Here is a 17,345-nt window from a genome sequence, read left to right as displayed (position 1 = left end):
TCCTGCACACCTACAACCACCACCGCTGCCACACCGCACTCGGCGGCCACCCACCGATCAGCCGCGTGAACAACGCTTCAGGTCAATACACCTAGTCGGCGTGACCGACAGCCGGCCCGGCACGACGTCCCAGTGGCACGACGTCCTAGTCGAGGAAGTCCCCGTCGACGTACACCCACGCCCCGTCCACCCGCTCGAACCGGCTGCGCTCGTGCAGCGAGCCGCCGCGGTAGGAGGCGCGGAACGTCACGGTGCCGGTGGCGTGGAAGGCGGACCCCTCGGTGCTGCCGAGGATCTCCAGCCCCGTCCACGTCATGCCCGGGTCCAGGTCCAGGCGCTCCGGCCGGGTCCGGGGATGCCAGGTCCGCAGCAGATACCCGGTGTCCCCCTTCACGAACGCGCTGTACCGCGACCTCATCAGCGCCTCGGCGGTCGGCGCGGCGGCGAGCCCGGAGTGGAAGCGGCCACAGCAGGCGTCGTAGGACTCGGGGCGGCCGCAGGGGCAGGTGCGCGTGGTCATGGTCCACATTCTGCCCGTGACCGGGGAGGCGCCTGCCGCCGGTGCGGTGCACAGTGGAAGAGGGGACGCGCCGGTGCGTCCCGTTGCCTCGCAGCGCAGTGAGGAGAGACGGACGATGACTCGACCCGTGAGCAACCGTCCTCCGTCCGTCAAGGAATGGCGGCTGAACCTGTACCTGTCCGAACACGACCCGGACACCACGGCCCGGATCATCCTGGACACCGGGGACAACGTCCTGGAGAGCCACGCGGAGGCCCGCAGGAGCCCCTATGACACGGCGGTACCCGAGATCGGTGACGAACTCGCGGCCGGACGTGCGCTGATCGCCATGGGCCGTCTGCTGCTGCGCGCGGCCGCGGGCGACATGAAGGAGATGGGTGCGATCGAGATCGACACTCCCGCGCCCCTCTGGCCGACCCAGGGATGAGGAGCCCTGCCGTGCTCTTCACCGACCGAACCGAGGCGGGGCGGCTCCTGGGCGCCCGCCTCGAGTACTTGAGGGGTCAGGACGTCGTGGTGCTGGGACTGCCGCGCGGCGGGGTGCCGGTCGGCGCGGCGGTCGCCGAGGCGCTCGACGCGCCCCTGGACGTCTGTCTGGTGCGCAAGCTGGGCGTGCCCGACCAGCCGGAGCTGGGCATGGGCGCGATCGGCGAGGGCGACGTACGGGTGATCAACGAGGAGGTGCTGCGCCTCACCGGCGTCGGCGAGGCGGCGCTGGACCGGGTCGAGAGACACGAGCGCGAGGTGCTCGCGCAGCGGGCCGCCCGCTACCGGGGCGACCGCACTCCCGTCGACGTCGCGGGCCGGACCGCCGTGGTCGTCGACGACGGCGTGGCCACCGGCTCGACCGCGCGGGCGGCCTGCCGGATCGCCCGGGCCCGGGGCGCGGCGCGGATCGTGCTGGCGGTCCCCGTGGCACCACGGGACTTCGCCCGGCGGCTCGGCGGGGACGCCGACGAACTGGTCAGCCTCGACACCCCGGACGACTTCCTCGCGATCGGCCAGTTCTACGTCGACTTCGCCCAGACCGACGACGACGAGGTCACGGCCTGTCTGCGGCAGGCGGCCAGGCGCCACGACCGCTTCGCCGGCACCGGCGCCGAGGACCGCGAGGTGGAGGTGGCGGCCGGTGCCGTACGGCTGCGCGGGCGGCTCACCCTGCCCGAGGGCGCGACCGGGGTCGTCGCCTTCGCCCACGGCAGCGGCAGCAGCCGGCACAGCCCGCGCAACCGGTTCGTGGCCGAGGGCCTGAACCGGGCCGGCCTCGGCACCCTTCTCTTCGACCTGCTCACCGAGGCCGAGGAGCGCGACCGGGCCAACGTGTTCGACATCGGGCTGCTGGCCGAGCGGCTGGCCGGCGCCACCGGCTGGCTGCGCGAGGAACCCGATGTCGAAGGGCTCGCCGTCGGGTACTTCGGCGCCAGCACCGGAGCGGCCGCCGCCCTGTGGGCCGCCGCCGAACCGTCGGCACGCCCCGCCGCGGTCGTCTCCCGTGGTGGCCGGCCCGACCTCGCCGGACCTCGGCTGCCCGAGGTGACGGCGCCCACGCTGCTCATCGTGGGCGGCGCCGACCTGCAGGTGCTCGGGCTCAACCAGGAGGCACAGGCGCAACTGCGGTGCGAGAACCGGCTGGAGGTCGTTCCCGGCGCCACGCATCTGTTCGAGGAGCCCGGCACGCTGGAGCGGGTGACCGAGCTGGCCCGCGACTGGTTCACCGACCACATGGCACCCGCGCACGTGTAGGTGGGGATCATGCCCGAGGGACGCGTCACCCTGTTCCTCGCGGGTGACGTCATGCTCGGCCGCGGCGTCGACCAGATCCTCCCGCACCCCGGTGACCCCGCCCTGCGGGAGGCCTACGTGCACGACGCCCGCGACTACGTGGCCCTGGCGGAGGCGGCGAACGGTCCGGTACCGCGGCCGGTGGCCCCCGTCTGGCCCTGGGGCGAGGCGCTGTCGGTGCTGGATCGTGCCGCGCCCGACGTGCGGGTGATCAATCTGGAGACGGCGGTCACCCGGGACGGCCGCTTCGCGCCGGGCAAGGGAGTCCACTACCGGATGAACCCGGCCAACCTGCCCACTCTCGCCGCGGCGCGCCCCGACGTCTGTGCGCTCGCCAACAACCACGTGCTCGACTTCGGGATGCGGGGCCTCGAGGAGACGCTGGACTCCCTGGCGGCGGCCGGGCTGCGCATCGCGGGTGCCGGCCGGGACGCGGACGCGGCCTGGCGTCCGGCGGCCGTACCGCTGCGGGCGGGCGGACGTGTGCTGGTCTTCTCCTTCGGGATGCCGTCCAGCGGCATCCCGCACGGCTGGGCCGCCGGGGCCGAGCGGTCCGGGGTGGCCCTGGTCGCCGCGCCGACCGAGGGCACCGCGGCCGCCTTCGCCGACCGGCTGCGACAGGCCGGCCGCCCGGACGACATCGTGGTCGTCTCCGTCCACTGGGGCTCCAACTGGGGATACGGCGTCTCGCGCGCCGAGGTGCGCTTCGCCCACGCGCTCGTCGACGCCGGGGTGGACGTGGTCCACGGCCACTCCTCGCACCACCCGCGTCCGGTGGAGGTGTACCGCGACAGGCTCGTTCTGTACGGCTGCGGCGACCTGGTCGACGACTACGAGGGCATCGGCGGCTTCGAGCGTTACCGGGACGACCTGCGGCTGCTGTACCTGGCCTCGCTCGAACCGGGCACGGGCCGGCTCACCGGCCTGCGGATGGTGCCGCTCCAGGCCCGCCGGATGCGCCTGGAGCACGCGTCGGCCGAGGACACCGCGTGGCTGCGCGCCGCCCTCGACCGGTGCAGCCGTGACTTCGGCACCCGGGTCGAGCAGGGGGACGACGGCACGCTCACGGTGCGGCCCCTGCGGTGAGAGCGGAGTTCAGGCCCGGCCGGGCAGTCACGGGGGCGGGCCCGCCCGGTGAGTCACAGTCAGGCGGGCCCGGTGGGCCGCGGGTTCAGGCCCGCCCGCCCTTGCGCAGGAACCGGCGCAGGCGGGTCAGGGGCCAGGTGTTGATGACGTCCTCCTTGGTGAGCCAGCCGCGCTGTGCGGTGCCGACGCCGAAGCGCAGGTGGTCGAGGTGGAGGACGGAGTGGGCGTCGGTGTTCACCGCGAACTTCACCCCGTGCTGCCGGGCCCGCAGGATGTCCTCGTCGCGCAGGTCCAGCCGGTCCGGCTGGGCGTTGACCTCCAGCGCGGTGCCGTTGCGGGCGCAGGCGGCGAACACCTCGTCCCAGTCGGCGTCGACGCCCGGCCGCTTGCCGATGAGCCGGGTGGTCGGGTGCCCGATGACGTTCACGTACGGGTTCTCGCAGGCCCGCAGGAGCCGCCGGGTCATCGCCTCGCGGTTCAGGTCGAAGTGGGAGTGCAGGGAGGCCACGCACAGGTCGAAGCCGGCCAGGAACTCGTCCGGCCAGTCCACGTCGCCGTCGGGGCCGATGTTCAGCTCCGTGCCGTGCAGGAGTCGCATCCTGCCCAACGTGCCGTCCAGTTCCCGCAGTTGCTCCCGCTGGGTGAGGATCTTCTCGTCGGTCATGCGCTGCATGTACAGGTTGGGCGCGTGGTCGGTGACCGCGTAGTAGGCGTAGCCGCGTGCGGCGGCTGCCTCCAGCATCGTCTCCAGCGGTGCGAGGCCGTCGGTGAGGTCCGTGTGGGTGTGCAGGTCGCCACGGATGTCCCGCTCGGTCAGCACCTCGGGCAGCTCGCCGTGCAGCGCCGCCTCGATCTCCCCGCGGTCCTCCCGCAGCGTCGGCGGGATCCAGGGCAGGCCGAGCCGGTCGTACACCTCCTCCTCCGTGCGGGAGGCGAGCGACTCCCCGCTCTCGGCGTCGAACAGGCCGTACTCGGAGAGCTTGAGCCCCTGGTGGACGGCGATGGTGCGGGTGCGGATGTTGTGCCCCTTGGAGCCGGTGAAGTACTGCAGCCCGGCGCCCCACGAGGCGGGCGGCAGCACCCGCAGGTCCACCTGGACGCCCTTGCGGGTGCGGACCGACGTCTTCTTCTCGCCGTGGGCGATCACCTCCGCGGTCGACGGCAGCGAGACGAGGGCGTCCATGAAGGGCCCCGACCGGTTCGCCGCGACGAGGATGTCGATGTCGCCGATGGTCTCCCGCATGCGCCGCAGCGATCCGGCGTAGGTGCAGCGCCTGCAGCCGGTCACCGCCGACAGTTCGGCGACGATCTCCTCGGCGGTGTCGAGGGCCAGGTGGACGGGGATGCGGTCGCCCGCCTGCCGCAGGAGCCGGATCCCGTGCAGGATGTTCTCCTGCGTCTTCTCGCCGAACCCCTTCAGGTCGGCCAGCGCGTCCGCCTCGATGGCCGCGGCCAGTTCGTCCACCGAGGAGATGTGCAGGTCCTCGTAGAGCCGCAGCGCCTTCTTCGGGCCGAGCGTGGGGATCGTGATCAGCTCCCGCACCCCGGCCGGGATCTTCGCCCGGCGCTCCTCGACCGCGGCCATGGTCCCGGTGCGCAGGTACTCGATCACCTTCTCGGCGATCGACCGGCCCACGTTCGGGATCTCCTTCAGGCCGCTCGCGTCCAGCTGGGAGATGTCGGCGGGATGGCCGCCGATGGCACGCGCCGCCTTCTCGTAGGCGCGCGCCTTGAAGGCGTCGCCTCCCGTGATCGCGACGAGGTCCGCGTACTCCTGCAGGAGCGCCTCGACCTCTTCATTGGGCCGGGCCACCCCTCAAGTCTAGGAAGGCACGGTCCGAGTCGTCGTCACGGACGCCACAGGGGGTGTTCCCGCTTCGCCCACTCCCTGCTCACGGACCCGGTCCGCAGTCCCCGGCGCGCCTCCGGGTCCCCCAGTGCCATGCCGATGTGGCCGGCCAGGACCACGCCGATGGTCAGTGCCAGCCAGTCGTGGACGAAGGTCGCCGAGGTGCGCCACATCAGCGGGGTGAGGTGGGTGAACCACATCATCAGGCCGGTGCCGAGCATGACCAGGGTGGCCCCGGCGATCCAGGCGGCGTAGATTTTCTGACCCGCGTTGAACTTGCCCGCCGGACGCGAGGAGTGGCGCTTGTCGCGCACGAGAACGGCGCGCAGCCACACGCGGTCGTGGGGGCCGAAGCGGTTGAGGAAGCGCAGGTCGGCGCGGAAGGCCCGGGAGGCCAGGCCGAGGAGGACCGGGACGGGCAGGGCCAGCCCGGCGCACTCGTGGATGCGCACGACCAGTGCGCGGCGCCCGACGAGCACGGCCAGCTGCGGGATGTAGAGGCAGGCCGCGGTCACCACGCACACGCCCATCAGGGCGGCCGTGGTGCGGTGCACCCACCGTTCGGCCCGGCCGAAGCGGTGGACGCGGGCGCTCGTCGGGGCCGGGGTCTCAGCTCGTAGGCTCATCGGTCCGTCCGTTCGAGCGGCCGACCCAGGCGTCGACGTCGTAGCCGAGGTTCTCCCAGTAACCGGGGCGGACCTCGTCGGTCACGGTGATGCCGGAGAGCCACTTGGCCGACTTGTAGAAGTACATGGGGGCGACATAGAGCCGGACCGGGCCGCCGTGGTCGTGGCCGATGTCCTTGTCCTGCATGCGCAGGGCGACCAGGACGTCCGGGCGGCGGGCCTGGTCGAGGGTGAGGCTCTCGCTGTAGGTGCCGTCGAAGCAGGTGAAGCGGATGGCCTTGCCGGAGGAGCGGACGCCCGCGGCGTCCAGCAGGTGGGAGAGGCGTACGCCCTCGAACGGGGTGCCCGGGACCCGCCAGCCGGTGACGCACTGCACGTCCTTGACCAGCCGGGTCTGCGGCAGGGCGCGCAGCTCGGCGAGGGTGTAGGTGTGCGGGTGGTCGACCAGGCCGTCGACGGTGAGCCGGTAGTCGGCGGGGCCCTTGTGCGGGACGGAGGCCGCGACCGAGTAGTAGCGGAAGCCGCCGCCGTTGGGCAGCAGGCCGGTCAGACCCGTGGGGTCCTTGCCGGAGACGGTGCCGAGGAAGCCCTCCAGGCCGCGTTGCAGCACCGGCGCGGCGGCGACGCCGAGGGCGCCCAGGCCGAGGGTGCCGAGGAACACACGGCGGCCGATCGGCCTGCCCTCCGGTTCCTCGGCCGGTTCAGAGTTCACGTAGTCATTCGAGCACTTCCGGCCCTGCCCGGGCCAGGGAGTGGGGTCACAGGTCAGACTTCCGTAATCACTTCTCACCTACGACTCGGGAAACGGCGCCTCGGGCGACGGCCTGCCGAGTGCGCGGGAGCGGGCGGTGCGGAAGGCCTGCCAGGCATCGCGGTGCGGGTAGGACCAGGGGGCCCGGGTGGCGTGCCGGCCGATGCGCTGGAAGAGGGCCGCCGCCTCGGCCGGGCGGCCGGCACAGGACATGGCGAACGCCAGGTGGTTGAGGTCGGTGTGACGGCGGGGGTGGTCGTCGTGCTCCCACTCCAGCCACCAGTCGAAGGCCGCGCGCAGGATCCGGCGGGCCCGGGGGCCCGACCAGTGCCCGGAGCCGACCGGGTCGCCGGGGGCCGGCCCGGTGGCGGCCAGGACCCGGTAGCGCTCGGCATACGCGACCACCGGCAGGACGGCCAGCGGGGAGTCGGCGGGGGCCTCGGCGGCGGCCAGCTCGGCGAGGTCGTACACCTCGTGGGACTCGGCCCGGCCGCCCTGGGGCCGCTCGGCGAGCCGGGCGACCAGCAGGTGGTGTCCGTGGTGGTGCTCGGGATGTCGCTCGCGCAGTTCCGCGAACGTGCGCAGCACCTCGTGCTCCGGGCCCCGGGTGCGGGCCAGCAGGAGCAGGCCGAGCCAGGGGGTGGGGTCGGCGGGGGCGAGCGCGGCGGCGGTGCGGCAGGCCTCGCGGGCCCGGTCGGCGTCTTCCTTGCCGCGCAGGGTGCGCTGGACCAGGGCGAGGGCGTACAGGGTGGCGGCGTCGGCGCAGCCGGGCTCGGCGAGCAGCCACTCGTGGGACCAGGCGGCGGCGTACGGCTCCGCGGCGAGCACGGTGGCCCGGTGCCCCCGCCGGTCCCAGTCGTCGCCGGTGTGCAGCAGCAACGACCGGGCGACCTGCCAGCGGCCCTGGGCCAACGCGGCCCGGGCGGCGAGGAGTTCGGCGTCGCCGAGCGCGTCGTCGAAGGCGCCTGCCGCGGCGTCTTCCGAGGCGGGGGCGCCTGCTAACGCGCCGGAGTCGTCCGGGGCGGTGTCGCCGGACTGGTCCGTGGAGGCCCGGCGAGCGCCGAGCAGAGGCGGGAGTGGGGGCACCGCGGAACTTCCTGATTCTCGGGCTGCCATCGACCGATCACGCACAGCAAACCCCCAGCCAAGGTTTGCGTCAAGCGGAACCTGGGTGTTGTTGCGTTCAACCAACATGTGAGGAGGGGCACTTGAGACCCGCCCGCCCTGGTTGCGGTGGCGGGCGCGCGGAGTGTGAGCGGATTGCTGTGGCGTACGCCATGGCGTCGGAGGTCCGTTCGGCGGAGCATGGCCGGACGGTCCCGCCCCCCGCGGGCGGCCCCGCCGCCGGCGGGGCGTCGTGACCGAGTCAACTGCCCGGTTCCGGGCACTGTCCGGGGCAATGCGGCCCCGGGAGCGCTACAGTCGGCCACTACGCGTCCGTGGTCCGGCCGGATGATCGAGGTACGCAGCGTGTCCGTTCTGGTTCTCCTTCTCGCCGTGAGCGCGGCCAGCTGTGTCGGCTTCGGATTCGTGCTCCAGCAGAACGCCGCCCAGAAGGCACCGCTCGGCGACTTCCTGTCGTTCCGGCTGCTGCTCGACCTGATGCGGGTGCCGCGCTGGCTCGGCGGTATCGCTCTGATGGTGGCCGGCATGGGGCTGGGCGCCGTCGCGCTCGGTAAGGGCGAGATCTCCCTGGTCGAGCCGCTGCTCGCCACGAACCTGCTGTTCGCGCTCGCCCTCTCCCGCCACCAGACCAGACAGCCGCTGGGCCGCCAGGGCTGGACCGGTCTCGCGCTGCTCGCGGGCGGTGTGACCGCGTTCATCATGGCGGGCGAGCCGCGCGGCGGCAGCGCGGTCGCCGACCCGGTGCGGCACTGGCTGATCATCGGCGCGATGCTCGGCGCGGCCATGGTGCTCACGACGTACGCCAAGCGGTCCCGGCTGAGCTGGGGCCCGGTGCTGCTGGCCACCGCCGCCGGGCTGCTGTACGGCGTCCAGGACGCGCTGACCCGGGTGAGCGGCACCCGCTTCTCCGAGGGCGGATTCGCGGAGCTGTTCACCAGCTGGCAGCCGTACGGCGTGCTGGCGCTGGGCGTCACGGGTCTCGTCCTGGTGCAGAGCGCCTTCGAGACGGCTCCGCTGCGCATGTCGCTGCCCGCGCTCACCGCGGCCCAGCCGCTCGCCGGCATCCTGTGCGGCGTGGGCTTCCTCGGCGACCGGCTGCACACCGACACCGGGGCGCTGGCCTGGGAGGCCGCGGGGCTGGCGGCGATCGTCACGGGCATCGTGCTGCTCGGGCTGCACCCGGCGATGCCGTGCGGCACGGAGGCGGAGCGCCCGAGGGACCTCCAGGCACGCTGAGCCGGCCGCGCGGGGCCCTGCTTGGATACGGGCATGAACCCTGCTGACGAGATCCTCGACATCGTCGACGAGCACGACCGGGTCGTCGCCCAGGTGGCGCGCGGCGAGGCGTACGCCCGGGGCCTGCGCCACCGGTGCGTCTTCATCCAGGCCCGGGACGCGGCCGGGCGGCTCTTCGTCCACCGCCGCACCGCGACCAAGCTGGTGTTCCCCGCCCTCTACGACATGTTCGTCGGCGGGGTCGTGGGAGCCGGCGAGTCCTACGACGAGGCGGCGCTGCGGGAGGCGGAGGAGGAACTGGGCGCGACCGGCCTGCCCCGGCCGGCCTTCCTCTTCAAGTTCCTGTACGACGACGGGGCCGGGAACAGCTGGTGGTCAGCGGTGTACGAGGTGCGGTGCGACCTTCCGGTACAGCCCCAGGCGGAGGAGGTCCAGTGGCACGACTTCCTGCCCGAGGACGAGGTCGAGCGGCGGCTCGGCGAGTGGGAGTGGGTGCCGGACGGACTGGCGGCGTACGAGCGCCTGAGGGCGTTCCGTGCCGCCCGTTGAGGCCCCGGTAGGGTCCTACGCGTGATCGAATTCGTGCGGAACGTCCGGCTCTGGTTCGCCCCGGAACGGGTACGCGAGGAGGGCAGCACCCCCGACTACCGGTTCTCGCTGGCCAACGAGCGCACGTTCCTGGCCTGGCTGCGCACCGCGCTCGCGCTGATCGGCGGCGGTTTCGCGGTGGACCAGTTCCTGCCGGACCTGCGCTGGGCGTGGCGGGTCGGCCTGGCGCTCGCGCTGCTCGGCGCAGGCGTGCTGTGCTCGCTGCGTGCGGTGAACCACTGGGTGCGCTGCGAGCGGGCGATGCGGCGGGGCGAGGATCTGCCGGCGTCCCGCTTCCCGGCGGTGCTGAGCCTGGTGGTCGCGGTGGTGGCGGTCGCGATGGTCGTGGTGGTGCTGGTCGGATGGGAGGGGTGAGCACCGAGGCCCGGGATCCCGGGCTGCAGCCGGAGCGCACCCGGCTGGCCTGGCGGCGCACGACGCTGTCGAGCACCGTGGCCGCCGTACTCGCCGTGAAGACCGCGCTGCACGGCGGGGCCACGGTCGCCGGCGTCGTCCTGTGCGCCCTGTGCTGCGCGCTCTGGCTGGGCTTCCTGTGGGTGGCCCACCACCGGATCCACGCGCTCGCGACCAGCCCGCGACCGGCCGCGCTGGCACCCCGGCACGCGACGGCAGCGGTGCTGTGCACGGTGGCGATGGCCGTGTGCGCGGCCGTACTCGTGTTCTAGACGACGCCTTCCCCTGCCGGGTCTAGGCGGTGCCTTCCTCGGTCTCCCAGTCCACCGTGACCACGATCTTGCCTCGGGTGCGCCCCTCCTGGCTCAGCCGGTGCGCGTCCGCCGCCCGCTCCAGCGGCAGGGCCTCCTGGACGTGCACGGACACGGCTCCCTGTTCCGCCAGCTCGGCAAGGCGGGCCAGGTCCACGGCGTCGGGACGGACGAAGCAGTAGCGGCCGCCGTAGCTCAGCACCTCGGCATCGGCGATGGACGCGAGCCGGCCCTCGGGGGCGAGCAGGTTGGCGGAGGTCTTCAGCGTGTCGCCGCCGACGGTGTCGAAGACCGCGTCCACGCCCTCGGGAGCCAGTCCTCGCACCCGTTCGGCCAGGCCCTCGCCGTAGGCGACCGGCTCGCCGCCGAGGCCCCGTACGAAGTCGTGGTTGCGCTCGCTCGCCGTGCCGATCATCCGGGCGCCCAGGTGGGCGCCGATCTGGACGGCCAGCGAGCCGACCCCGCCGGCCGCCGCGTGCACCAGCACGGTCTCACCGCGCTTGATCTCCAGTGCCTTCACCAGGACCTGGTAGGCGGTGAGCCCGGCCAGCGGCAGCCCCGCGGCCTCCTCGAAGGACAGGTTGCGCGGCTTGCGGGCCAGTGTGCGCACGGGTGCGGCGACGTACTCGGCGAAGGTGCCCCGGGACAGGAAGTCCTCGCGGACGTAGCCGATCACCTCGTCGCCGACGGAGAACTCCGTGACGGCGACTCCGGGCTGCACCACCACGCCGCTCACGTCCCAGCCCGGGACGACCGGGAAGACGGCGTCCAGGACGGGGTCGAGGTAGCCCTCGCGGCACTTCCAGTCGACCGGGTTGACCGCCGCCGCGCGCACCTTGACCAGCACCTGGTCGGGGCCGACCTTCGGGTCGCGGACCTCCCCGTACTCCAGCACCTCGGGTCCGCCGTAGCGGCTGTAGCTGATGCCCTTCATGCCCTCGACCCTCCGGGGTACTTGTACGCCACGCAACCTGTATGCCCAGATATGCACCGTTCGCGCGCGTAGCCTGTCGCTCGTCACCGTTCCGTACCCCTCGAAGGTGAACACATGACCACCCTCCACCAGGAACACACCGAGCACGGCACCCACAGCCACGGCCCGGGCTGCGGGCACACCGCCGTCCAGCACCTCGACCACCTCGACTACGCACACGACGGCCATCTGCACCGCGAGCACGGCGGCCACTGGGACGAGTGCGAACCGGCCGGCCACACCGCCCACGAGGGCCACGAGCACGTGCACCACGAGGAGTGCGGGCACGCCCAGGTGCAGCACGGCGACCACGTCGACTACCTGCACGACGGACACCGGCACGCCGAGCACGGGGACCACTGGGACGACCACTGACCCGTACGACAGCAGAAGGACCGACGGCTCCCCGGGCAGCGCCCGGGGAGCCGTCGGCCTATCGTGGCTCCGGTCACGTTTCTCGCCACGTTCGGTGTATGCACTGGACGGCATACCGACCGGTCGGCATCATAAGTCGGGTCCAGTTCACCCGTTCGTAGGAGTGATGTATGAGCGCCGACCACCCGCCCGGACTCGATCTCGACCGGCTGCGCGGCCTGCTCGACCGTGAGCGGCCCGGTCTGGTGAACGGCCCGCTGACCGGCCGGCTGATCGAGGGCGGACGGTCGAACCTCACCTACGCGCTCTCCGACGGCACCTCGAAGTGGGTCGTCCGGCGCCCGCCGCTCGGCCATGTGCTGGCCACCGCGCACGACATGAAGCGCGAGCACCGGGTGATCAGCGCGCTGCACCCGACGGACGTGCCGGTCCCCCGACCGGTGCTGCTGTGCGAGGACGACGAGGTGCTCGGGGCGCCGTTCTACGTCATGGAGTTCGTCGAGGGCACCCCGTACCGCACCGCGGACCAGCTCGCCCCGCTGGGCGAGGAGCGCACCCGGAACGCGGTGCTGTCCCTGGTGGACACGCTGGTCGAACTGCACGCGGTGGACCCCGCCGAGGTGGGCCTGGGCGACTTCGGCAGGCCCGAGGGCTTCCTGGACCGGCAGCTGCGCCGCTGGGGCAAGCAGCTGGACGCCTCCCGCAACCGCGAACTGGCCGGCATCGACGAACTGCACGCGGCTCTCGGACGCGCCCTGCCCACCTCCCCGGCGCCCGCCGTCGTGCACGGCGACTACCGGCTGGACAACGTCCTGATCGGCGCCGACGACAAGATCAAGGCGATCCTCGACTGGGAGATGTCGACGCTCGGCGACCCGCTGACCGACCTGGGCCTGCTGGTGATGTACAGCCAGCCGCTCGGGATGCCCCACTCGCCGGTGTCCACGACCGCGGAGGCCCCGGGGCACCCGTCCCCGCAGGAGCTGATCGAGCGGTACGCGGCGCGCTCGGGGCGCGACGTCTCCGCCGTCTCCTGGTACACGGCGTTCGCCTGGTTCAAGCTCGCCGTGATCCTGGAGGGCATCCACTACCGGTACACGCTCGGCCAGACGGTCGGGCGCGGCTTCGACCGCATCGGCGAACTCGTGCCCGTCTTCATCGACCACGGACTGACCACTCTTCAGGAAGGCTGACCGGACATGGACTTCGCGTTCGACGCGCGTACGCAGGAGCTGCGCGGCAAGCTGCTCGCCTTCATGGACGAGTACGTCCATCCCGCGGAGGCGGTGGCGGAGGAACAGCGGGCCGCACTGGCCTCGCCCTGGGACACGCCGGCCGTGGTCGAGGAGCTGAAGGCGGAGGCACGCCGGCAGGGCCTGTGGAACCTCTTCCTGCCGGACGCCGAGTACGGCGCCGGGCTGACGAACCTCCAGTACGCGCCGCTCGCCGAGATCACCGGCCGCTCCCCGCACCTCGCGCCCACGGCGACGAACTGCGCCGCGCCCGACACCGGGAACATGGAGGTGCTGGCGCAGTTCGGCAACGAGCAGCAGAAGAAGCAGTGGCTGGAGCCGCTGCTCGCCGGTGAGATCCGCTCGGCGTTCGCCATGACCGAGCCGGACGTGGCCTCCTCCGACGCCACGAACATCACCACACTCATCGAGCGGGACGGCGACGACTATGTCATCACCGGCCGCAAGTGGTACATCTCCGGCGCGATGAACCCGGACTGCAAGATCTTCATCGTCATGGGCAAGACGGACCCGGACGGGGCGGACATCCGGCGCCAGCAGTCGATGATCCTGGTCCCGCGCGACACCCCGGGCGTGACCGTCAAGCGCGCGATGCAGGTCTTCGGTTACGAGGACCACTCCCACGGCGGCCACGCCGAGGTGATCTTCGACCAGGCACGCGTGCCGGTGTCGAACCTCATCGGCGAGGAGGGCGGCGGCTTCGCCATCGCCCAGGCCCGGCTCGGCCCCGGCCGGATCCACCACTGCATGCGGCTGATCGGCATGGCCGAGCGCGCCATCGAGCTGATGTGCAGGCGGGCGGTCTCGCGCACCGCCTTCGGCAAGGCGCTGGCCCAGCAGGGCGTCGTCCAGAACTGGATCGCCGACGCCCGGGTCACCGTCGAGCAGCTGCGGCTGCTGGTGCTGAAGACGGCCTGGCTGATGGACACCGTCGGCAACAAGGGCGCCCACACGGAGATCCAGGCCATCAAGATCGCCACCCCGCGCGCGGTGGTCGGCATCCTGGACCGGGCCATCCAGCTGCACGGCGCGGGCGGTGTGAGCCAGGACTTCCCGCTGGCCGAGCTGTACGCGAGTGCCCGCACCCTGATGCTGGCCGACGGCCCGGACGAGGTGCACCAGCGGTCGCTGGCGCGACGGGAACTGAAGAAGTACCTCTAGGGAAGCGCGTGTAAGGGGCGGCCGCCTACGGGCGACCGCCCCTTACAGGTCTGTCTGCAGGGCTACGGACGCAGCGCCCGCAGCAGCAGGTCGGCCAGGTGGTCGGCGACCTGCTGGGGGGTGAGGGGGCCGTCGGGGCGGTACCAGGTCGACAGGTGGTGGACCGAGCCGAAGTGGTAGTCCACGACCAGGTCGGCGGGGGTCGCCGTGGAGAAGACGCCCTCGCGCTGGCCCTCCTCGATGAGCGCGCGGAAGCGCTCGTGGTAGCGCCGACGCTCGGCGCGCACCTGCTTGTTCTTCTCCGGGCTCAGATGGTGCATGGAGCGGAAGAAGATCATCGCGTCGTCGAGGTTCTCGATCGTCGTGACGACGACGTCCGCGGCCGCGCCCCTGAGCCGCTTCTCCACCGGTGCGTCCATGGTGGCGAAGTGGTCCAGCCGCTCCTGCTGGACGCGCAGCACCCGCGCGTACACCTCGTGCAGAAGGTCGTCCTTGGAGCCGAAGTAGTGGTACAGCGCCCCCTTGGTGACGCCGGCCGCCTCCACGATCTCCTGCACCGAGGTGCGGTCGTAGCCCTGCTCGGCGAAGAGGCGGGTGGCGGCGTTCAGCAGCCGCTGCGGAACGGGCGTCCCGTCTCCGTCCGTCGTCCTGGGCACTGCCGCCACCTGCCTTTCCGTCGTTACTGCTGATTGTCGTGGGCGCGGGAACGCAGTTCCCGACGGAGGATCTTCCCACTCGTCGTCTTGGGCAAGTCGGGCAGGATCTCCACCTGGCGCGGGTACTTGTAGGCAGCCAGTCTCTCCTTGCAGTACACCGCGAGTTCATCCGGGTCCGCCTCGGCGCCCGGCCGCAGGCTGATGTAGGCCTTGACGGTCTCCCCGCGGTAGCCGTCGGGGACGCCGACGACGGCGGCCTCGCGCACCGCCGGATGGGTGTAGAGGACGTCCTCGACCTCGCGCGGCCACACCTTGAAGCCGGACGCGTTGATCATGTCCTTCTTGCGGTCGACGACGTAGAGCCAGCCCTGTGCGTCCATGAAGCCGATGTCGCCGGTGCGCAGCTCCCCGTCCGGGAAGGTCTCGGCGGTGGCCTCGGCGCGCCGCCAGTACCCGGGCACCACCTGGGGCCCGCGCACGACGATCTCGCCCTGCTCGCCGATGGGGACCTCCTCGCCCCGCTCGTCCAGGATGCGTACGAGGGTGTCGGCGCCGGGCACTCCGACGGCGAGCGTCCCGGAGGCCGGATCGACGGGCGACTCCAGACCGGGCGGGACGGCCGCGGCGGCCCCGCTGCACTCCGTCAGCCCGTAGCCGGTGCGGATGTACTGGCCGCACTGGACGCGGAACTTCTCCACCAGGGCGGGCGGCACGGGGGCACCGCCCGAGGCGATGCCCACGAAGGAGGCGAAGTGCTCCGCGGTGACGTCCGGGTGGGCGGCCAGCGCCATGTAGGCGGTGGACGGGCCGACGGTGTAGTGCGGACGGTGCTCGGCCAGCGCGTCCAGGACGACGCCCGGATCGAAGCGGTAGGCGAGCACCAGCGTGCCCGCGCTGGTGAGGCAGGACGCGAGCTCGCTGACCATCCCGGTGATGTGGAACAGAGGTGCGAGCGCGAAGTAGACGGGCGCCTCCGGCAGGGCGAGCCCGGTCCGCTGCCGCTCGGCGTTGTGCATGATGTTGCCGTGCGTGTTGGTGGCGCCCTTCGGGGTGCCGCTGGTGCCCGAGGTGTAGCTGATCAGCGCGATGTCGCCGGGGTGCGGGTCGCGGCCCTCGGGCGCCGTGCCGCCCTGCCGGGCGACGGCCACGAGGTCGTCGGCGTCCGGGGCCTCGGGCAGCCGCTCGAAGGTGAGCACGCGCGCGTCGTCCCGGGTCTGGAAGTCCAGCTCGCACCCGGTGAGCACGATCCGAACCGGCGAGTCGGCCGCCGTGTCCCGCAGATACGACTCCCAGGCCCGGTCGGAGCAGATCAGCGCGGCGACCTCGGCGTCCCGCAGCACATGGGCGACCTCGGCCGACTTGTACATGGGGTTGACGGGCACGACGGTCGCGCCCGCCTTCCAGGCGCCGAGGACGGCCAGGACGAAGTGCGGGGAGTTCTGCAGCAGGACGGCGACCCGGTCGCCGCGCTCCAGGCCGCGCCCGGCGAGGTGGGCGGCCACCGAGTCGCTCAGCTCGTCGACCTCGCGGTAGCTCAGCCGGGCGTCGAAGTAGGCGAGGAAGGTCCGGTCGGGGGCGTCGGCGACGGCCGCGCGCAGGGCGTGCACGAGCGAGTCGGCGGGGTCGACCGGCCCGCGCTGCACCTCGTTGAGCAGGGCCAGCCAGGGCCGCGCCGCGTACGGCGAGGCGCTCACCGGGTGGCCTCCCACTTCTGCTGGATGTGGTTCATGCCGGCGAGCCAGCGGTCGGGGGTGGCGGCCCGCGCCTGGTAGTACTCGGCGACCTCGGGGTGCGGCAGGATCAGGAACCGGTCCTCCGCGATGCCCTGGAACAGCGCCTCGGCGACCGCCTCCGGTTCGATCGCGGTCGGCTGCAGCACCAGGTCGCCCGCGCTGCCGGTGGCGGCCAGCATGTCGGTGCGGACGCCCTGCGGGCAGATGGCGTGGACCTTGACGCCCCGGTGGCCGTAGGTGAGCGACAGCCACTCGGCGAAGGCCAGCGCGCCGTGCTTGGTGACGGCATAGGAGGGGGCGCCGATCATGGTGAGGAGTCCGGCGGCCGACACGGTGGAGACGAACCGTCCGCGCCCGCGCTCCAACCAGTGCGGCAGCAGTGCGTGGGCCGCCCGGACGTGGGCCATCACGTTGACGTCCCAGGACAGCGCCCAGGCCTTCTCGTCGAGGGGCTCACCGGCACCCGCGTCCTCGAAGGCGACCCCGGCATTGGCACAGAAGACGTCCACGGCACCGCCGAGCGCGTCACGGGCGTCGCCGATGATCGCAGAGGCGTCACCCGGCACGGCGATCCCACCGATCTCCGCTGCCACCGCCTCGGCCTTCCCGGCGTCCAGATCATTGACGACGACCCGGGCACCCTCGGCCGCGAACCTGCGGGCCAGCGCGGCCCCGATCCCACCGCCCGCTCCGGTGACGACCACTCCGGCATCCTGCACGGCTTCCACCATCGGTCTCCTTCGACGCGATTTCGCGCGGCGCGCATCGGCTCCAGTGGCCAGACTAACCAGTCGGTATGTGTAAAAGGAAGGGTGCCTGGCCCAACCTCAAGGGGCGCGGGGCTGTATCGATATGCGGCTCCGCCGCGCGGGCGCGAGCACGGACGGCCCGCACACTCCACACAAC

The 17,345-nt window shown here is 72.5% G+C and carries 19 protein-coding genes; 10 read left to right on the top strand and 9 right to left on the bottom strand.

Going from position 1 to position 17,345, the window contains the following annotated elements; genetic code table 11:
- Positions 1 to 145: 145 nt before the first annotated feature.
- Positions 146 to 529: a YchJ family protein gene (locus ACIF83_RS44825; protein WP_398140776.1), complete on the bottom strand. Its 384-nt coding sequence runs from the start codon at positions 527 to 529 to the stop codon at positions 146 to 148.
- Between the two features lie 106 nt (positions 530 to 635).
- Between ACIF83_RS44825 and ACIF83_RS44820 the strand changes: the two genes are divergently transcribed.
- From ACIF83_RS44820 to ACIF83_RS44810, 3 genes are read left to right on the top strand one after another with little or no spacing between them, the layout of a single operon-like run.
- Positions 636 to 947, top strand: a complete 312-nt coding sequence (locus tag ACIF83_RS44820) for a dsRBD fold-containing protein (RefSeq protein ID WP_398140777.1) — start codon at positions 636 to 638, stop codon at positions 945 to 947.
- An 11-nt stretch (positions 948 to 958) separates the two neighbouring features.
- Entirely contained in the window at positions 959 to 2,263 is a 1,305-nt protein-coding gene (locus ACIF83_RS44815) for a phosphoribosyltransferase family protein (RefSeq protein WP_399736298.1), read from the top strand.
- A 9-nt stretch (positions 2,264 to 2,272) separates the two neighbouring features.
- The gene (locus tag ACIF83_RS44810) at positions 2,273 to 3,388 is read left to right on the top strand and encodes a CapA family protein (protein WP_399736295.1); all 1,116 of its coding nucleotides are present in this window, start codon (positions 2,273 to 2,275) and stop codon (positions 3,386 to 3,388) included.
- 85 nt (positions 3,389 to 3,473) lie between these two features.
- Here ACIF83_RS44810 and polX read toward each other — a convergent pair whose 3' ends face one another.
- The 4 genes from polX to ACIF83_RS44790 all read right to left on the bottom strand — a co-directional run bounded on the left by polX (position 3,474) and on the right by ACIF83_RS44790 (position 7,700).
- Positions 3,474 to 5,201 (bottom strand): DNA polymerase/3'-5' exonuclease PolX, encoded by a 1,728-nt coding sequence (gene polX / locus ACIF83_RS44805; protein ID WP_393476262.1) that lies wholly within the window; start codon positions 5,199 to 5,201, stop codon positions 3,474 to 3,476.
- 35 nt (positions 5,202 to 5,236) lie between these two features.
- Positions 5,237 to 5,863, bottom strand: coding sequence for a cytochrome b/b6 domain-containing protein (locus tag ACIF83_RS44800; RefSeq protein ID WP_393476264.1), 627 nt, complete (start codon positions 5,861 to 5,863; stop codon positions 5,237 to 5,239).
- Positions 5,847 to 6,575 (bottom strand): molybdopterin-dependent oxidoreductase, encoded by a 729-nt coding sequence (locus tag ACIF83_RS44795; RefSeq protein WP_393476267.1) that lies wholly within the window; start codon positions 6,573 to 6,575, stop codon positions 5,847 to 5,849. The genes ACIF83_RS44800 and ACIF83_RS44795 overlap by 17 nt, the downstream gene beginning before the upstream one ends.
- 78 nt (positions 6,576 to 6,653) lie before the next feature.
- The gene (locus ACIF83_RS44790) at positions 6,654 to 7,700 is read right to left on the bottom strand and encodes a hypothetical protein (RefSeq protein WP_399736291.1); all 1,047 of its coding nucleotides are present in this window, start codon (positions 7,698 to 7,700) and stop codon (positions 6,654 to 6,656) included.
- Between the two features lie 366 nt (positions 7,701 to 8,066).
- Here ACIF83_RS44790 and ACIF83_RS44785 point away from each other — a divergent pair, with 366 nt between their 5' ends.
- Genes ACIF83_RS44785 through ACIF83_RS44770 form a run of 4 tightly spaced genes read left to right on the top strand, consistent with a single transcriptional unit; the run spans position 8,067 to position 10,249 of the window.
- Positions 8,067 to 8,975 (top strand): DMT family transporter, encoded by a 909-nt coding sequence (locus ACIF83_RS44785; protein ID WP_393476273.1) that lies wholly within the window; start codon positions 8,067 to 8,069, stop codon positions 8,973 to 8,975.
- 33 nt (positions 8,976 to 9,008) lie between these two features.
- Positions 9,009 to 9,524 carry an NUDIX hydrolase gene (locus ACIF83_RS44780; RefSeq protein WP_399736288.1) on the top strand — a complete coding sequence of 172 codons (516 nt, stop codon included), beginning with the start codon at positions 9,009 to 9,011 and terminating at the stop codon, positions 9,522 to 9,524.
- A gap of 21 nt (positions 9,525 to 9,545) precedes the next feature.
- The gene (locus ACIF83_RS44775) at positions 9,546 to 9,938 is read left to right on the top strand and encodes a YidH family protein (protein WP_393476278.1); all 393 of its coding nucleotides are present in this window, start codon (positions 9,546 to 9,548) and stop codon (positions 9,936 to 9,938) included.
- Complete coding sequence (locus ACIF83_RS44770; protein WP_393476280.1) at positions 9,926 to 10,249, top strand: DUF202 domain-containing protein; 324 nt, start codon at positions 9,926 to 9,928, stop codon at positions 10,247 to 10,249. The genes ACIF83_RS44775 and ACIF83_RS44770 overlap by 13 nt, the downstream gene beginning before the upstream one ends.
- Positions 10,250 to 10,271: 22 nt before the next feature.
- Here the strand turns inward: ACIF83_RS44770 and ACIF83_RS44765 are convergent, their stop codons facing one another.
- Entirely contained in the window at positions 10,272 to 11,222 is a 951-nt protein-coding gene (locus ACIF83_RS44765; RefSeq protein WP_393476283.1) for an NADP-dependent oxidoreductase, read from the bottom strand.
- 114 nt (positions 11,223 to 11,336) lie between these two features.
- Here ACIF83_RS44765 and ACIF83_RS44760 point away from each other — a divergent pair, with 114 nt between their 5' ends.
- The 3 genes from ACIF83_RS44760 (at position 11,337) to ACIF83_RS44750 (ending at position 14,050) form a co-directional block, all read left to right on the top strand.
- A complete protein-coding gene (locus ACIF83_RS44760; protein ID WP_386574640.1) occupies positions 11,337 to 11,636 on the top strand; it encodes a hypothetical protein in 300 nt (99 codons plus the stop codon).
- A 170-nt stretch (positions 11,637 to 11,806) separates the two neighbouring features.
- Positions 11,807 to 12,829: a phosphotransferase family protein gene (locus ACIF83_RS44755; protein ID WP_393476286.1), complete on the top strand. Its 1,023-nt coding sequence runs from the start codon at positions 11,807 to 11,809 to the stop codon at positions 12,827 to 12,829.
- A 6-nt stretch (positions 12,830 to 12,835) separates the two neighbouring features.
- Complete coding sequence (locus tag ACIF83_RS44750; protein WP_398140785.1) at positions 12,836 to 14,050, top strand: acyl-CoA dehydrogenase; 1,215 nt, start codon at positions 12,836 to 12,838, stop codon at positions 14,048 to 14,050.
- A 62-nt stretch (positions 14,051 to 14,112) separates the two neighbouring features.
- On the opposite strand, the gene ACIF83_RS44745 is transcribed toward ACIF83_RS44750, so the two are convergent.
- The 3 genes from ACIF83_RS44745 to ACIF83_RS44735 are packed head-to-tail and all read right to left on the bottom strand — an operon-like array spanning position 14,113 to position 17,170.
- A complete protein-coding gene (locus tag ACIF83_RS44745) occupies positions 14,113 to 14,706 on the bottom strand; it encodes a TetR/AcrR family transcriptional regulator (RefSeq protein ID WP_067318117.1) in 594 nt (197 codons plus the stop codon).
- A 23-nt stretch (positions 14,707 to 14,729) separates the two neighbouring features.
- Entirely contained in the window at positions 14,730 to 16,400 is a 1,671-nt protein-coding gene (locus ACIF83_RS44740; RefSeq protein ID WP_399736281.1) for an AMP-binding protein, read from the bottom strand.
- On the bottom strand, positions 16,397 to 17,170 hold the full coding sequence (locus ACIF83_RS44735) for an SDR family oxidoreductase (RefSeq protein WP_399736278.1): 774 nt from the start codon (positions 17,168 to 17,170) through the stop codon (positions 16,397 to 16,399). The genes ACIF83_RS44740 and ACIF83_RS44735 overlap by 4 nt, the downstream gene beginning before the upstream one ends.
- Positions 17,171 to 17,345: the final 175 nt, after the last annotated feature.

Source organism: Streptomyces sp. NPDC085866, assembly GCF_044541035.1.
Classification (GTDB): domain Bacteria; phylum Actinomycetota; class Actinomycetes; order Streptomycetales; family Streptomycetaceae; genus Streptomyces.
This window is presented reverse-complemented; position numbering and strand designations above follow the sequence as displayed.